We start from the raw sequence: 15,906 nt of genomic DNA, 5'->3' as shown, positions 1-15,906 counted from the left end.
ACCCGATCGCTCACGACGATACCAGCGGCACCGTGACCGACGTGCCTGCGGGATCGAGCGCAAGGCCCGTGCCGGGCGTCGGCCGCAACGTCGCTTCATAGTCGCTCGACAGCACGACGAGCCCGAGCGTGTGGCCCGCGGCGAGCGTGTAGTCGCGCGGCATGAAGGTCAGCTTCAGGTCGTACGGCATGCCCGGCAGCACGGGTTGCGAGAACCATTCCGACACGCGGTTGCGCGGGTCGGTCCATGCACGTGTGACGATCGTCGCCGTACCGTCGGGCGCACGATCGACCAGCAAGGCGGTGACGTTCGCGACGCCGGTGAAGGTCAAGCGCACGCGCGCGGTCGCGGTGCCCGACATGCGCGTCGCGGTCGCGAACGGCGCGGTCTCGAAGCGGCTGCGATGCTCGCCGGTCGTTGCATTGGCGAGCGTGAGCGCCGGTATCGACGCATCGTCGGTGAAGCGCGCGAGCGGACCGCCGCTCGGTATCCGCAGCAGCGTGCCGATACCGGTGCCGTCGCCGCCGGCGAAATATGCAACGGGCGTCGCGTGGCGCGCGGCCCAGTCCGCTTCCTTCAGCAGCGTGCCGTCGGGCTGCTCGATCACCGCGCGCGGGTCGCGCTCGACGCCGTTGTCGACGCCGATCAGATAGCGCGTGAACCAGCGGTTCACTTCGGCGGGCCACGCGTTCGCCATCGCCGGCACGCGGGTCGGGTCGGTGTGCTTCAGGCGGTGCAGCCACAGCTGCGTGGGCACGTGCTGGCGTCGCATCGCCAGATACCACGACGTCGACTGATCGGTGCGCACGTTGTCGTCCGTCAGCCCCTGTGCGACGAGCGCGGGCGCGACGGCCAGCGCGGTGGGGATCTCGCGCGCGGCCCAGAACGGCGAATAGTCGCCGGTCTTGCGGTCTTCCTGCTGCAACGCCTCGTCGACCAGGTGTGTGCAGCGCTCCGGATGCGCATTCGTCAGAAGCGCCTTGATATAGACGTCGACGTCTTCGCCCTGATAGCCCTCCGGCGCGCGCACGAGGCCGCCGGAGCGGTAGTAGCCGTACATGTTCGACAGCCCGGCGATCGGCACGATCGCATCGAGCCCGCGCGTGCGCAGGCTCGCGACCATCTTCGGCAGCGTGCCGTCGTACGACACGCCGTACATGCCGACGTGCCCGGTGGACCAGCTCGCGACGAGCGGCTTGCCGTTCGCATCCTTCGCGGTCGCATCGCGGCCGAGCCAGCGGATCACCGACGCCATTGCGACGGATTCTTCGCGGGTGAGGATGGTCGGACAGCCGTCGGAGCCGGCCGTGCCGAGCGAATCCGCATAGACGATCGTGAAGCCGCGCGGCACGAAATAGCTTTCGATCCACGAGCGGCCGGCCGCGGCCGCTTCGAGCTGCTGCAGCATCCGCGTTTGCGGCGCGGCGGCCATGATCCGCGTGGCCGAGCCGCCTGCGGCGGCGGTGGCGGTGGCGGGATGAGGCGTGCCGTCGAGCTCGACGTCGACATCGTGGTTGGGGCTGTCGGCGAGCCCGGCGTAGTACGGGCTCGCGAGCACGATGACCGGCGTGCGTGCGCCGCTGGCCGTTTCCGACGGGCGCACGATCCGTACGTGAATCCGGTCCCTGGTGCCGTCGCCGTCGGAATCGACCGGCGTGTCGACCCATGCATTTTCTTCGATCGTCGCGCCCGACAACGACGGCTGCACCTGGCCGTCGTCGATCACGGGCTTATAGCGGCCGCCGCTGGCCGGATTCGCATACGGGACGCCGGACGGCGACACGCGCGACGCGAGCGATCCAGCGGCGTCCGCCGAGGCGGACGCCGCGTCCTGTTGGGTTTGCGCGAGCGCGGACGCGCCCGCCACGCTGCCGCCGTCGTCGCCGCCGCACGCGGCGAGCGTCGCGGCTGCGGCCAGCGCCGGCAGCCATGCGCGACGGAATCCTCCTGGATGGAATTGCATTGTCGACCTCGTTGTTCTGATTGTGTGGATACGACCGTTCCGCGATACGCCCCCTGCGGGCCGGGCCGATTACCGCCTGCGACGAACAGATGACCGCACCGCCGCAAGCGCCGGGGCGACCGCCCACGGCCCGATGCGGCGCGGCTCATGCAGTACTGCCAATCAAAGTCGTGCCGGGTACCTTGCCTCGTCAAACCAGGCGGTATCGGCAGAGAAAACGGGGATATTGCGAGCTGCGGTGCTGTGCTGCGGACGACACGACACGCGTGCGAGCGGCGACGGGATGAAACGGACCGGCGATGTCCGACGCGCCGCGCGTCTTATGAGCTTGCCGGTCTGCGTTTGCTTTCCGGAAGCTTGCGCAAAACTTATCTCAGGGAAAACGGCGTGTCAAACTTTTTTAACCACAGGTAAATAAAGTTTCTCGCACTTGACCGGCGACGTGTCGGCGGCGTCGCCGGATGCAAAACGGGCGGCGACGGATCGCATCCGTTACCGCCCGCGCGTGGCCGTTCCGCCGTTCCGGGGTTTGCCGGCTGCGCGCCGTCACCCGCTTTCGGCCTTCGTCTGCAAGTCCTTCAAGCCCTGGATCACCACCAACAGCGCGCGCCCGTGCTCGTCCGAGCCGTCCCAGGCGTCGACGATCGCCTCGCGCAGCAGGTCGTTGTAGCGACGCGGGCCGGGCGCATTCAGTCCATAGAAACTGCATAGCTTATTGAATGGCGCGCTGCGCCGCAGCCGGCGCCCGTCCGACATCCGAAGCCGCGACACCGTCGGTTGGCTGACGCCAGAAAGTCGCGCAATTTCGCTGGACGAGCGTGTATCTGCCAGCAAGTGGCGTAACAGGTCTTGTACAGGAAAATCGCGGTCCGGGGCTTCCATGTCATGCATTATACCTATACAGTTATGGTTGTTGAATGGGCTTGCTGTCGCCAGCGAGGCTGTATCCCGAGAAAGTCGATGACACTGAAACACCTCCCTCCCACGTTCTGCTGGACGAAGATCGGTACCGAGTCCGGCGAGGAACTTCCGACCGTCGTGCTCCGCAAGGAATGGGAGCGCCGGCTCGGGGGCGGGCGCTTTCTGTGGGGCATCAACCAGCCGCTCGGCAGCAGCGCGCAGGTCGCCGCGCATCGCACCGGTTCGCTGCTCGCGTTGTTTTCGCCGGTGGCGTCGCGGGTGCGGCCGGGCGAGCGCAAGCGCGCGGACGCGCTGCTGTGGAATGCGTGGATCGATGCGAGCGGCCAGGTGCGGCCCCTGCCGCCTCATACCTTCATCGCCAGCCGCGCGACGCTGCCGTCGGGCCGGCGCCGCGAACAGCACTACGCGCTCGTATGCGCATCGTCGACCGCGTTGACGGTCGGTACGCAACTGCGCGTGTTTCCCGAGCACCTGCGCAGCGTGAGCACGGGCAAGCCGCTCGGCGTCGCGCAGGGCGCGGCCGTGGTCGATTGCGTCGGCCGCGCGAAGGAGCAAACGGGCAGGAGCTATCCGCTTGCGCTGTCGGTCGAGCTGGAAGCGCCGTATTTCGTGCGGCTCGCGCAGCCTTGCGTGCTGAAGGCACGCGATCTCGCTGACGTGAACAACGCGACGCGCGCCGGCGATTTCGATCGCTTCGTCGAGCTGGTTGCTCGTCTGCGCGGCCGGTCGCCGACGGACACCGTGCGCGGCGTCACGCGCGATCTGTTCGACGTGGCGCCGATTGAAACGGCTGCCGCCTATGTCGCGCCCGCGCACGTCGTGCGGCTTCGGCACCGGCCCGCGGCCGAGCATCCGCGCGAGCTCACCGGCGATCTGTTCGATCTGGGGCCGGCCGAGGCAGCCGCGTTCGGCGGTGTCGCGCAGCCGCGCATCGGCCGCGCGTGACGGTTGCGCCGCGAGCGCGCGGCGTGCGGTTCAGGGATTGAAGGTCGATGCGCGCGCAACGACCGGCAGCGGTGTCGCCATCATCGCGACGTGCGCAAGGAATTTGTTGCAATCTCGCCGTAGCGGGCAAGCGGACATCGCGCGACAATCGCGACGAAGCGCGCTGCTCGGCGATTCGCGCATCGCCCGGCAAGCGGCCGTCGGTCACGCGGCCGACACGCGGGCCGCGCACACTGCGCGGCGGCTTGCTTCACACTGCAATCCTCAGGGAGAAGTGTCGATGTCGATCCACATCCGTTCGCGGGAAGCCCGGGCCGCACAACGCTTCGTCGAGGCCACGCGCAACGTCGATCAGGCGTTTCGCGCCGTGCGCGGCGAAAGCGACGACGACATCTCGTCGGCCGACTATGCACGCGCGATGTCGCGCCTCGATCGCGCGCTCGACGAACTGGCGCGCGCGCAGGAGATCTTCGATCGAGTGGTGAACGCCGACGCGGCGCAGCGCAACTGAGCGCAACCGAGCGCGTGGTTCGGCTGGCGCTCGACGCTGGTTTTCCGTTTTCTTTTCCCTTCCTGTCGCGTCACCGCGCGCGCTCATCGTCTGTTGCACATCGCCATGCGAGCCGGTGCGATACGACACGCCACCCACTTGCCATGCGCCGGTAGTTCGTGCGTTACGCGTAACCGCCGTGCTGGAACGACGTCGCGAAGAACTGCATCTGATAGCGGATCGCGTGTGCCCAGTAATCCCAGGTGTGGCCGCCCGGGCGCTCCGCGTAGTCGTGCGGCACGCCGAGCGCGATGAGCCGTTGATGCAGCGTGCGGTTCGAGCCGACCAGCGAGTCGTCGCGGCCGCAGTCGATCGTCAGGTCGAGGTGCGCGCGCACGAACGTACGCGCGCTTTCGATGATCGCATTGCGGTTCCAGAACGACGGATGGCGGACGGGGTCGCCGAACACATGATCGATGCCGGGTTCGTCCTCGCAGCAGCGCGGGTCGACTGCGCCGCTGATGCTGCCGACCGCGCCGAACGTGTCGGGCCGGTCGAGCGCGATGCGCAGTGCGCCGAAGCCGCCCATGCTGAGGCCGGTGATCGCGCGCGCGCCCTTGGCGTCGATCGTTCTGAAATGGCTGTCGACGTACGACACGACTTCGTCGCCGATGAAGGTTTCGAAGCGGCTGGCCGAATCGAACGGACTGTCGATGTACCAGCTTTCGTGGCCGCCATCGGGCATGACGAGGATCACGTGATAGCGGTCGGCGAGCGCGGCGATTCGGGTGTTGGTGGTCCAGTCGGTGTGGTCGCCGCCGGAGCCGTGCAGCAGATAGACGACCGGAAAGCGCTCGACGCTGCGCTCCGGGCCGTGCCGAAGGCGCGCATACGCATCGGGCAGCACGACGGTCGCCTTCAGCGTCGCGTTCATCGCGGCGCTCGGGATCGTGACGATGCGCGACTCGAACGCGGCGGCCGGTACGGCGGCCGCGAGCAACAGCAGTAGCCACAACGTGCGTAACAGGTTCATGGAGCCTCGCATGTGTCGTGCCCTTTCGGCAGTCCGGCATCGGGAAAACCCTGTGCGGACACTCTAGCAACGGTGCCTTTCAGACAAATTTCTGCGAAGCCTACGAGTTGTCAGGCGGTCGTCGCATGACTGGTGAGTACGGGTATCGAGGAGCGGCATCGCGGGCTCGCCGCCCGCGCTTGATTAATCGCACCGATCGGCCGCTGCGCGACGACTCGACCGGCGCAGCGTGTGTCAGTCGATGGCCGCGCGGGCGCGGGACGAGATGCGCGGCCGGCCGTGCGCGTGCGTCGAGCGTGCCGATGAAACCGTGAACGCAGACAACCGACATGCACGACCGCTCATTCGGCGGTAGACGGGCGAAGCGGCGGCAACTCGAGTTCGGCGAGCAATTCGTCGAGTTCGAGAAGGTGGGTGCGATCGTGATCGAGCAGTTCGCGGACGAGTTCGTCGAGCGACATCCGGCGGATGCCGTCGCGTAGGCCGCAGCGTGCAAGTTCCTGTGGCTGCAGCGCCGCGACCGTCGCGCACAGCGCGGCGCGCCCGCGGCCGAACGCGGCGAGCGCTTCGTCGAGCGGCTGCGCGAGGTAGTCGCGCTGGGCGGCGAGCGCGGTGCCGTCGACGGACGCGATCACCGGCAATTCGCTGCTCCGGACCAGATCGATGCGCTCGGCGAACACGGCGTCGAGGTCGCGCAGGTGGCACGCATGCTCGACCAGCGAGAAGCCCGTCCCGGCCGGGCGGCGCGTGACGAGTGCGGCGGGAACGTGCGCCGCGTACGCGGCGATCCGGGACGGCATCTCGGCCAGCGCGGCCGCGAGGTCCGCGAACGGCAGCACCTGCGGATACGCGCTGAATACCGCGCCGTAGCTGAACAGGGCGCCGCCGAGCCGGCCGCGCGCCTGCACGACGTCGTGCCCGTGGCGACGCATCACGTCGGCGACCATCGAGCCGCAGAACTGCCGCGCCGTCGTATCGGCGGCGACTTCGGGGAATTTGCTCGCGATCTCGTGCTGGATCGCGCCGATCGCGGCGACGCCCACCCGCGACAGCGCCGCGAATTCGACGTAGCGCTCCGGTTGTCCGATCAGCGCTTCAAGCTGTGCGCCGAGCGGTGTCTCGCGAAAACGGTCGAAACGGGAATGCATGACGACGACTCCGTGTATTAACGTATCAAAACGATACGTTAATACACGGAGTCGTGTCAATCCGGGTGGTCGTCCTGCTCGCTGACCCGCGCCGGCGTGCCGCGCTCGGTCAGCGAACCGCGCCCACCCGTCGCCTCACTCGCCATGCTTGCCGTCCAGCTCCGCGCGCAGCCGCGCTTCCTGCGCCTGCAGCTCCGGCGTGAATGCCTCACCGAAGTCTTCGGGTGAAAAGATCGGGCGAATCTCGATGTCCGAGTCGACCGGCATCGGGTTCGGGCAGCGCTTGACCCATTCGACCGCCTCGTCGATCGAGCCGACCTGCCACACCCAGTAGCCGGCGATGAGTTCCTTGGTTTCGGCGAACGGGCCGTCGATCACGGTGCGCTCGTTGCCGGAGAAGTGCACGCGCTTGCCGCGCGAGCTCGGATGCAGGCCTTCGCCCGCGAGCATCACGCCGGCTTTCACCAGTTCCTCGTTGAAGCGGCCCATCGCGGCCAGCAATTCGGTGTCGGGCATCGCGCCCGCTTCGGAAGAGGCCGTGGCCTTGACGATCACCATGACGCGCATTGTCGTTGCTCCTTTGACGTGGGAAAGAGGCGTCCGTTTGCGGCCCGTCGTACCGACGTCGAAACGAACGCTTGCGTCACTGCGACGTGCGAGCGGCGCAGGAATCGACATCGCATATGAAATATTTTGGGTGGTAGCTGATGGTCAGGACGGTTTCCGCACGCCACCGCCGATGCGCTGCGGCCCGAAGCCGAAGCCCGCGATCACCCTCACGCCCCCATCGGCTCGGCGGTAACGGAGCCGGCCCGCAACGCGGTCCGGCTCAAGCCGCCTTCACATTCCGGTCGAGCACACTCCGAATCCGCGCCGCGAGCTCATCGCGGCGGTACGGCTTGCCGAGCAGCATCACACCGGGATCGAGCCGCCCCGAATGGAAAATTTCGTCGCGCGTATAGCCGGACGTGAACAGCACGGGCAGCGGCGGCGTGCGCTGCGCCGCACGGCGCGCCAGTTCGCCGCCCTTGATGTGCCCCGGCATGATCACGTCGGTGAACAGCAGGTCGATCGGCGTGCCGCTGTCGAGTATCCGCAGCGCGGCTTCGCCGTCCGACGCGCTGAGCACCTTGTAGCCGAGCTGCGCGAGCATGTCGACGACGGTGAGCCGGACGTCCGCGTCGTCCTCGACGATCAGGATGGTTTCCCGCCCGCGCACGGGATCGGGCCGCGGCGCGCACGCCGGTTCCTCGGCCAACGCATCGTGACAGCGCGGGAACGTCAGCCGCACGGTGGTGCCCTGGCCCGGCGCGCTGTCGATCGACGTATGGCCGCCGCTTTGCTTGACGAAGCCGAACACCATGCTGAGCCCGAGCCCCGTGCCTTCGCCGTCGGGCTTGGTCGTGAAGAACGGTTCGAACACGCGTTCGAGCACGTCCGGCGTCATGCCGCTGCCCGTATCGGTGATCTCGAAGGTCACGTATTCGCCGGGCGGCAGCGGCGTGCGCCGGGCGCCGACGGCAGTCGTGTCGTTGTAGGCCGCGATCGTCAGCGTACCGTCGCCGCGCATCGCGTCGCGCGCATTGATCGCGAGGTTCAGCAGCGCGTTTTCCAGCTGGTGGCGATCGGCGAGCACGTTGCCGACGTCGGGCGCCAGCGCGGCCACGACGCGCACGGTTTCGCCGAGTGCGCGGTGCAGCATCTCGCTCATGCCGTCGATCAGCTTGCGCGGGTTCAGCACCGTCGGCGACAGCGGCTGACGCCGAGCGAACGCCAGCAGGTGCGACGCCAGCTGCGCGCCGCGCCGCACCGCGTTGTTCGCGCTCTCGATCCGCGGCTGCGCGCTCGCCCGCTCGCCGAGTTCGACCGCCAGCACCTGCAGATTGCCGCTGATCACCTGCAGCACGTTGTTGAAGTCGTGCGCGATGCCGCCGGTCAGGCTGCCGATCGCCTCCATCTTCTGCGCGTGACGCAGCTGCTCCTCGATGGCCGCGCGCTCGGCGAGCGCGTCGGCGACGCGTTGTTCGAGCGTTTCGGTCAGCCGGCGCAGCGCGTCGTTCGACGCTTGCAGCGCGGCTTCCGCGTGTGCGCGTTGACGGGTGGCGAGCACGCGCTCGGTCGTCTCGATCACGACGGCGAGCACGCCGCCCGGCGCGCCGTCGTCGTCGGCGAGCGGGCTGTAGTGGAGGTCCATCCACACGTCTTCGGGCCGGCCGTGGCGCAGCAGCACGAGTTCCTTGTCGCGATAGGACAGCGTGCCGCCCGCGAGGCAGGTATTCATCACGTTGCGGTTGAAATCGGCGACTTCGGGCCAGCCGAGTTCGACCGGCTTGCCGAGCAGATACGGATGGCGGCCGCCGGAGAATGCGGCGTACGCATCGTTGTAGATCATGTAGCCGGGCCGGCCCCACAGCATCACCAGCGGCAGCGGCGACGCGAGCACGGTGCGCACGGCGGCGATCAGGCTCGCCGACCATTGCTCGATCGGCCCGAGCCCGGCCTCCGACCAGTCGAAGGCGGCGATGCGCCGGGCCATTTCACCTTCCCAGCCCGGACAACCGTGGTGTTGTGCGAACAACTCGACACGCATGAAAACGCTCCGAAAAAGACATCGCGGTAACGTGGCCGCGTCCGGGGACGGCGAGTTGGCAAGCGGGTCCATTCTAGTGCAGATCGACGGCCCGGCGGCGTTCCTGGCCGCCTGCCAAGCTGGTATGCTGACCAGCGTTACGTTCGTGCGGAGGGCGCCATGGCAGCGAAGGAAGTGTCGAAGAAGAAGTATCTGAAGATTCTGAACAAGCGTCTGCGGGCCGAGCCGGAGGCGCCGGCCGGTGCATCGTTCGTGTTCTTTCCGCTCGGCGCGAAGGCCAAGCATGCGACCGGCGTGGTGTCGGGCGAGCCGCACACCAAGCGCGAACTGGCCGTGCTGGCCGCCGTGCAGAGCAAGGCGGCCGACGAATTCGTCGTCACCGGCGCCTGAACGGCGGCCGTCGCCGCGCCGCGCTGTGCACTACGCGGCGGCAGCCTCGCAATGCGCGATGACGCCGGCGATCACGCGCTGAACGTCGCGCGTGATCGCCGGGCCGTGCATCGGCAGCACGATGTCGATATCGTGCGCCTGGACGCGGCGCAGCGCGCTCGCGAGATGCGCGAGCGACGGCAGGTAGTCGGCGCGGGCGATCGCGTCGAGGATCGCCGGCAGCGGATCGTCGGCGTCCTGCGTGCCGAAGCGCATCAGGATGTCCGACGACAGCAGCGCTTTGTACGCCGGCAGATAGACGACGAGCGCGTCCCACTGATGGACGTGCTTCGTGAACACCGGCACGACGTCGATGCCGGACAGCGTCGTCGGCTCGCCGTCCTGCAACGGTACGGCGCGCACGCCGAACACGTCGGCCAGCCCCCACGCGCACATCGGATGCGCGTAGGCGACGAGCGCCGGGTTGGCTGCGAGGAAGTCGGGCAACGCGCCCATCTCGTCGGCCTCGAAATGCGGGACGATCACGTTGCTGACCATCGACGGCGCAATGCCGACCGCGTCGAGCGCCGCGCTCAGTTGCGTGAAATTGGCGCGCGTGCCGGTTTCGACGCACAGCACGTCGCCGTGCGGCGAGCGTATGAAGAACTGGCTGAAGCCGAGGTTCAGCGTGTCGACGTAGGTGGTGGCGCGAAACAGGCCGTCGCGGACGGCGTCGATTCGGGAGGCGCTCATCGGGATCCTCGCGCAGGCAATGGGGCGGGAAGCGCGCCGCGCGTACCGCATCATGCTGCGATGCGGCAGGCGGCGCCGGTCGATCTCCGGCCCAGTCTAGCAGCGCAACTTCTCCCCGCGAACCGGGGCGATCCCGCGCCCGCGCGCGTCAGTTCTTCAGCTTGTAGCCGGTGCGGAACATCCACGCGACGATCGCGAGCAGGATCGCCAGGAACAGCGAGGTCGCCGCGAGGCTGATCCACACGTGCACGTCGGCCAGCCCGTAGAACGACCAGCGGAAGCCGCTGATCAAATAGACGATCGGGTTGAACAGCGTGACCACGCGCCACACGGGCGGCAGCATGTCCACCGAATAGAAGCTGCCGCCGAGAAACGTGAGCGGCGTGATGATCAGCAGCGGCACGAGCTGTAGCTTCTCGAAGCTGTCGGCCCAGATCCCGATCACGAACCCGAACAGGCTGAACGTGATGGACGTCAGCACGAGGAACAGCACCATCCAGAACGGATGCAGGATGTGCAACGGCACGAACAGGCCGGCCGTCGCGAGAATGATCAGCCCGAGCAGCATCGACTTCGACGCGGCCGCGCCCACGTACGCGATCACGATCTCCCAGTACGACACGGGCGCGGACAGCACCTCGTAGATCGTGCCCGTGAAGCGCGGGAAGTAGATGCCGAACGACGCGTTCGAGATGCTCTGCGACAGCAGCGACAGCATCACGAGGCCGGGCACGATGAACGATCCGTAGCCGATCCCGTTCACGTCGCTGATGCGCGAGCCGATCGCCGAGCCGAACACGACGAAGTACAGCGACGTCGAGATCACCGGCGCGATGATGCTCTGCATCAGCGTGCGTCGCGTGCGGGCCATTTCGGCGCGGTAGATCGCGCGGATCGCCTGCAGGTTCATGTTGGTCATGTGCGTTACGCCCCTTGTGCGCCGTTGCGGCGATTGTCGATCAGGCTCACGAAGATGTCCTCGAGCGAGCTCTGCGTCGTATGCAGATCGCGAAAACCGATGCCGGCCGCGCCGAGCGCGGCGATCAGCTTGGCGATGCCCGCGTCGTCGCGCTGCGAGTCGTAGGTGTAGACGAGCGCGGTGCCGTCGGCCGCGCGTTCGAGCCCGAACGCCGCCAGCTCGGCCGGCACCGCCGCGAGCGGCTGCTCCAGCTGCACGGTCAGCTGCTTCTTGCCGAGCTTGCGCATCAGTTCGTGCTTGTCTTCGACGAGCACGAGCTCGCCGCCGAGAATGATGCCGATGCGGTCGGCCATTTCCTCGGCTTCCTCGATGTAGTGGGTGGTCAGCAGGATCGTCACGCCGCTTTCGCGCAGCGAATCGACCAGCTTCCACATGTCGCGGCGCAGCTCGACGTCGACGCCGGCGGTCGGCTCGTCGAGGAACAGGATGCGCGGCTCGTGCGACAGCGCCTTCGCGATCATCACGCGGCGCTTCATGCCGCCCGACAGCGTCATCAGCTTGTTGTCGCGCTTGTCCCACAGCGACAGCGCCTTCAGCGTCTTCTCGATGTACGCGGGATCGGGCGCCTTGCCGAACAGGCCGCGGCTGAACGACACCGTCGCCCAGACGGTCTCGAACGCATCGGTCGTCAGTTCCTGCGGCACGAGCCCGATCATTTCGCGCGCCGCGCGGTAGTGATCGCGGATGTCGTGGCCGCCGACCGTCACGCGCCCTTCGGTCGGCGTGACGATGCCGCAGATCGAGCCGATCAGCGTGGTCTTGCCCGCGCCGTTCGGCCCGAGCAGCGCGAAGATCTCGCCGGGGCGGATGTCGAGGTTCACGTGCTTGAGCGCCTGGAAGCCGGACGCGTAAGTCTTGGAGAGGTCGGAAACGGAGAGGATCGGTTGCATGCTCACGGATGGCACGGCTGCTCGGGCCGACCCCGTGCGCCGCGCGAGCCCGGCGCCGCCGCTGCGACACGGCTGGCTGCGGGTGCGGCATGGCGAACGGGCGTCATGTCGAACGGCGTTGTGGTGCGGGATCGCAGGATCGCCATATTAGCAACCGGAAGATGGAAATGCATTTCGGCGCAAACGATATGCGATGCATGCACGGAATTCGCGCGAAATAGGCGCGCACTGCTCATCAATCAGGCGATTTATTTGAATCGGGTGAACAATGAGCGGTATTTTGCCGGAGCGTGCCGGGCCGGAGCGGTAAGCAGCACATGTACCGCCGAAGTATTTGTCTGAGCAAATAAATCGAAGGTCGTTTGAAAAATTGTGAAAGGCCCTGAGCGCGCTTGGATCGAGCCGTCCGGTTCGTTTGGAACTCTGCATCCATTTACTTGCGCGCAACGCCCGATCATAGTCTCGGCAAACGTCGCATCACGATAACGAATCCAGCGTACGTACGGAGACCAACCCATGAGACGCCTTTCCGAGGGCCCGGCCAAGCTGCCGTTCATCAGCTGTTCGCCTGACGCAGGCGCGACGCGAGTCGCCTGCCTGCGTTACCGCATCGCGTCGGCGCTGTAGCGACGCATCCCGATCCGTTTCGATTGTTCCGACGGCGCCGTGCCCGATGGCGGCGCTGCCGGCTTGCGCCTGCGTGTCGCCGCGACTCCGTGTTCGCTCGGACGAGCCGTGCGGCGCGCGCTGCGCGCATCGTCATGCGCCGCGCCCGATGTGCGCGGCGTGATACCAACCGGCGGGCCACGCAGCCCGACCGGACGAGACTCGTCGTACCTCAAAAGGAGGGGTTGATGCTTTGCATTCCTGAGTGGCGGAAAGCGATCCTGTCGTGTGCCGTGCTGGCGCTGCCGTTCGTCGCCGGCTGCGGCGGCGGTGACGACCCGGGGCCGATCAACGTGCCGCAGTGTTCGGGCAGCGCGTGCGGGCCGAGCGGCGCCGAAACGACGCCGCCCGTCGTGACGAAGCTGTGCCCGGATTCGCTCGACTACACGACCACCTACACCGGCGGCTCGGGCAGCGGCGAATACGTGAAGGTGAAGTTCGACACGACCAGGCTCACTTACCAGATGCAGTTCCTCGAATCGTCGGTGCCGACCTCGGCGGGGCAGGTCAACGACACGCGTGCGGGCCTGACGATCAGCGGCGCATTCCATCACCCGACCAACCTGCCGACCGCCGAGCAGAACCGCTGCGCGTTCGTGCTCGACAGCGGCGCGACGAGCGACGGTGCATATTCCGTGACGATCAATCGCGCCGATCCGCCGATGCTGTTCGTCGGCAACGGCGTGGTCGGCGGCGGCATTCCGGGTGCGACGATCGCGTTTCCGGGCATCGAGCTGCTGCCGGGGCTGTTCCTCGGCACCGTGCCGTCGCGTACGTTCGACTTCTATCCGTTCATCGGCTTCACCGACACCGAGACCGATTTCGCGAAAGTCGCGGGCAACTACAACGAGGTGGGCATCCATCTGTCGCCGCTCGGCGGCAACGCGCAGAGCACGGCCGGCCCGGTCGGCTGGGAGCCGGACGTCGTGAACTGGAACCAGACGCTCAATGCGGACGGCTCCTGCACGATCACGCCGAACAGCGACTACTCCTGCCAGACCACCGGCTCGCCGTGGACGCTGCGCAAGAACGCGGACGGATCGAACGACAACGTGTTCGTGAGCAATGCGGTGGCGAGCCAGTTCGGCACGCCGGTATACCCGCTCGCGGGGCAGGGCGCGTCGCTCGTGATCGCACCGAGCCAGGCGAAGGGCATCATGATCGTCGGCAAGCTCAACGGCGTGCGCGTGCCGGTCGTGATTCGCGTCGGCTACAACCACGTCGATGCCGGCAATCTGCTTGCGTCCGTCGCGGACCCCGAGGTCGGCATCTCGATGCTTTCGTCGACGACCGCGATCGCCGCGAATTCGCTGAAGGGCGGCTACATCGGCGCGACGAGCGCATCCGCATGCGGTGTCGTGACGTCGACCGGGCAGGCGAACGCGCTGGCGGTGGGCGGGCCGAGCCTGGACGTGAGCGTCCCGCACCCCGACCTGCCGGGCACGTTCATGAACGGCGCGTTCTATTCGGCGGCCGGCAGTTGCAACGACGGCACCGCCGTGTCGACGATGGCGGCGAACTACACGTCGACGCTGTTCCAGGGCGCCACCGCGGCGTTCATCGATCCGCAGACTTCGTCGGTCACCTCGCAGTTCGCGCTCGACTACACGCAGGCCACGCCGGGCAAGATCAAGGTGACGGTCGCCCAGGACTTCAACGCGAAGGGCGCGAACGGCAACGTGGCGATCTTCGCCAAGGGCGACACGGGCTGGCTCGTGACGGCGGGCAACGTCTACGCGATGGTGGTCAACAACAGCAAGGTCAACCCGTTCTTCACGGTCGGCGCGTTCGTTCAGTAACGGCGCATCGAACACGGAACCCCGGCGGCGCACGCAGCGCCGCCGGCGAACAAAATTTCAAGAGGATTCCTATGAACGTGAAGCATTGGATGGTGGCGGCGTCGCTCGCGCCGCTGGTGGCCGCGTGCGGCGGCGACGGCGACCCGCCGGCCGTCAGCCCCGTGCGGCTGTGTCCGCAGACGATCGACTACAACACGGCCTTCGTCGGCGGCTCCGGCTCGGGCGAGCTCGTGAAGGTGCAGCTCGACACCACGAAGATGACGTACCGCGTGACCTACCTCGCGTCGCCGGTCCCGACCACGACCGGCACGGTCCAGCCGACGCGCGACGCGGCGCCGGCCAACGTGGTCGACGGCACGCTGGTCGACGAGACGGGGCTGCCGACGGTGAAGCTGAACCAGTGCACGTTCCGGATGCAGAACGCGAGCCTCGACCCGACCCGGCCGGCCCGCCTGTTCCTCGGCGAAGGCGTGCTCGGCGGCGCGATTCCCGGCGCGACGATCCAGTTCGACGGCGTGATCGGCGTCGGCAAGATCTCGAAGACGACGTTCCCGTACTACCCGTTCATCAGCTTCTCGTCGCTCGAAACCGATCTGTCGAAGATCGCCGGCACCTACAACCAGCTCGGCTATCACCAGGTGCCGTCGCAGAGCTTCGCGCCGGTGGCACTCGACCAGCAGGTGACGATCCACGCGGACGGCAGCTACGTCGAAACCGACAACTTCGGCAAGAAGAACGGCGGGCAGCCGCTGGCGTCGAGCGCGACCGTGAACCAGCCGTTCACGCTGCGCGCCGACGCGCCGGCCTTCCAGTCGCTCAACTACCAGCCGCAGATTGCGCCCACGCTCGCGGCCGTCGATCCGGCGAAGGCCGGCAAGGGCATTCTGATCGTCGGCAAGCTGCGCAATCAGCTCGTGCCGATCTTCATCCGGACCGGCGCGGCGAATGCGGACCTCACGCAGGGCCCGCCGAGCGCCGACGACGAATCGGGCATCTCGTTCCTGAGCCCGCAGACGGCCATCGCGCCAGGCTCGCAGAACGGCGAGTACACGGGTGTCGACAGCGCGTTCAACTATCGCGCCACCGCGCTCGTCGGCGCGCAGGCGACGCTGCTCGATCCGTTCAATGCGTCGCAGGCCGCACTCGCGCGCGCGCTGAACCTCGACTTCACGCAGCAGGTGCCGGGCGTCGTGACGACCGTGCATGCGGACGCGGCGTCGGGGCCGGCGACCGGCAAGTTCGTGTTCACCGGCGGCGTGTTCGGGTTCCTCGACATGGCCGATGCAAGCAATCCGTACTTCACGGTCGGCGCGTTCGTGCAGTGACCGCGCGCAGCGACACGGCGGCGCTGCGCAGGTGC

The 15,906-nt window shown here is 67.5% G+C and carries 14 protein-coding genes; 5 read left to right on the top strand and 9 right to left on the bottom strand.

The features are described 5' to 3' along the window. Positions 1 to 10: 10 nt before the first annotated feature. Both MBR110_RS21695 and MBR110_RS21690 read right to left on the bottom strand, forming a co-directional pair. Positions 11 to 1,963 (bottom strand): Xaa-Pro dipeptidyl-peptidase, encoded by a 1,953-nt coding sequence (locus tag MBR110_RS21695; RefSeq protein WP_059460605.1) that lies wholly within the window; start codon positions 1,961 to 1,963, stop codon positions 11 to 13. 546 nt (positions 1,964 to 2,509) lie between these two features. Further along, positions 2,510 to 2,845 (bottom strand): helix-turn-helix domain-containing protein, encoded by a 336-nt coding sequence (locus MBR110_RS21690; protein ID WP_011880800.1) that lies wholly within the window; start codon positions 2,843 to 2,845, stop codon positions 2,510 to 2,512. Between the two features lie 78 nt (positions 2,846 to 2,923). Between MBR110_RS21690 and MBR110_RS21685 the strand changes: the two genes are divergently transcribed. Then, complete coding sequence (locus MBR110_RS21685) at positions 2,924 to 3,829, top strand: hypothetical protein (RefSeq protein ID WP_034195504.1); 906 nt, start codon at positions 2,924 to 2,926, stop codon at positions 3,827 to 3,829. 280 nt (positions 3,830 to 4,109) lie between these two features. Beyond that, positions 4,110 to 4,340 (top strand): hypothetical protein, encoded by a 231-nt coding sequence (locus MBR110_RS21680; protein WP_014723991.1) that lies wholly within the window; start codon positions 4,110 to 4,112, stop codon positions 4,338 to 4,340. 163 nt (positions 4,341 to 4,503) lie between these two features. Here the strand turns inward: MBR110_RS21680 and MBR110_RS21675 are convergent, their stop codons facing one another. The 4 genes from MBR110_RS21675 to MBR110_RS21660 all read right to left on the bottom strand — a co-directional run bounded on the left by MBR110_RS21675 (position 4,504) and on the right by MBR110_RS21660 (position 9,090). Beyond that, positions 4,504 to 5,352, bottom strand: a complete 849-nt coding sequence (locus MBR110_RS21675; protein ID WP_059734143.1) for an alpha/beta hydrolase — start codon at positions 5,350 to 5,352, stop codon at positions 4,504 to 4,506. A 341-nt stretch (positions 5,353 to 5,693) separates the two neighbouring features. Then, positions 5,694 to 6,500: a DinB family protein gene (locus tag MBR110_RS21670; protein WP_059462660.1), complete on the bottom strand. Its 807-nt coding sequence runs from the start codon at positions 6,498 to 6,500 to the stop codon at positions 5,694 to 5,696. A gap of 135 nt (positions 6,501 to 6,635) precedes the next feature. Next, complete coding sequence (locus MBR110_RS21665; protein WP_014723988.1) at positions 6,636 to 7,067, bottom strand: YciI family protein; 432 nt, start codon at positions 7,065 to 7,067, stop codon at positions 6,636 to 6,638. 262 nt (positions 7,068 to 7,329) lie between these two features. Continuing rightward, positions 7,330 to 9,090, bottom strand: a complete 1,761-nt coding sequence (locus MBR110_RS21660; RefSeq protein ID WP_045577717.1) for an ATP-binding protein — start codon at positions 9,088 to 9,090, stop codon at positions 7,330 to 7,332. 159 nt (positions 9,091 to 9,249) lie between these two features. Here MBR110_RS21660 and MBR110_RS21655 point away from each other — a divergent pair, with 159 nt between their 5' ends. Further along, on the top strand, positions 9,250 to 9,480 hold the full coding sequence (locus tag MBR110_RS21655) for a hypothetical protein (protein WP_011880793.1): 231 nt from the start codon (positions 9,250 to 9,252) through the stop codon (positions 9,478 to 9,480). Positions 9,481 to 9,510: 30 nt separating this feature from the next. Here the strand turns inward: MBR110_RS21655 and MBR110_RS21650 are convergent, their stop codons facing one another. The 3 genes from MBR110_RS21650 to MBR110_RS21640 form a co-directional block, all read right to left on the bottom strand. Further along, positions 9,511 to 10,212, bottom strand: a complete 702-nt coding sequence (locus MBR110_RS21650; protein WP_181709329.1) for an MBL fold metallo-hydrolase — start codon at positions 10,210 to 10,212, stop codon at positions 9,511 to 9,513. A gap of 148 nt (positions 10,213 to 10,360) precedes the next feature. Further along, on the bottom strand, positions 10,361 to 11,122 hold the full coding sequence (locus MBR110_RS21645) for an ABC transporter permease (RefSeq protein WP_085954514.1): 762 nt from the start codon (positions 11,120 to 11,122) through the stop codon (positions 10,361 to 10,363). A gap of 14 nt (positions 11,123 to 11,136) precedes the next feature. After that, on the bottom strand, positions 11,137 to 12,081 hold the full coding sequence (locus MBR110_RS21640; protein WP_014723986.1) for an ABC transporter ATP-binding protein: 945 nt from the start codon (positions 12,079 to 12,081) through the stop codon (positions 11,137 to 11,139). Between the two features lie 854 nt (positions 12,082 to 12,935). Between MBR110_RS21640 and MBR110_RS21635 the strand changes: the two genes are divergently transcribed. Continuing rightward, the gene (locus MBR110_RS21635) at positions 12,936 to 14,546 is read left to right on the top strand and encodes a DUF2957 domain-containing protein (protein WP_059474651.1); all 1,611 of its coding nucleotides are present in this window, start codon (positions 12,936 to 12,938) and stop codon (positions 14,544 to 14,546) included. Positions 14,547 to 14,617: 71 nt separating this feature from the next. Then, entirely contained in the window at positions 14,618 to 15,871 is a 1,254-nt protein-coding gene (locus MBR110_RS21630) for a DUF2957 domain-containing protein (RefSeq protein WP_045577721.1), read from the top strand. The last annotated feature ends 35 nt before the right edge of the window (positions 15,872 to 15,906 follow it).

It is taken from the genome of Burkholderia sp. MBR-1 (assembly GCF_013822785.1).
Lineage (GTDB): Bacteria > Pseudomonadota > Gammaproteobacteria > Burkholderiales > Burkholderiaceae > Burkholderia > Burkholderia vietnamiensis.
This window is presented reverse-complemented; position numbering and strand designations above follow the sequence as displayed.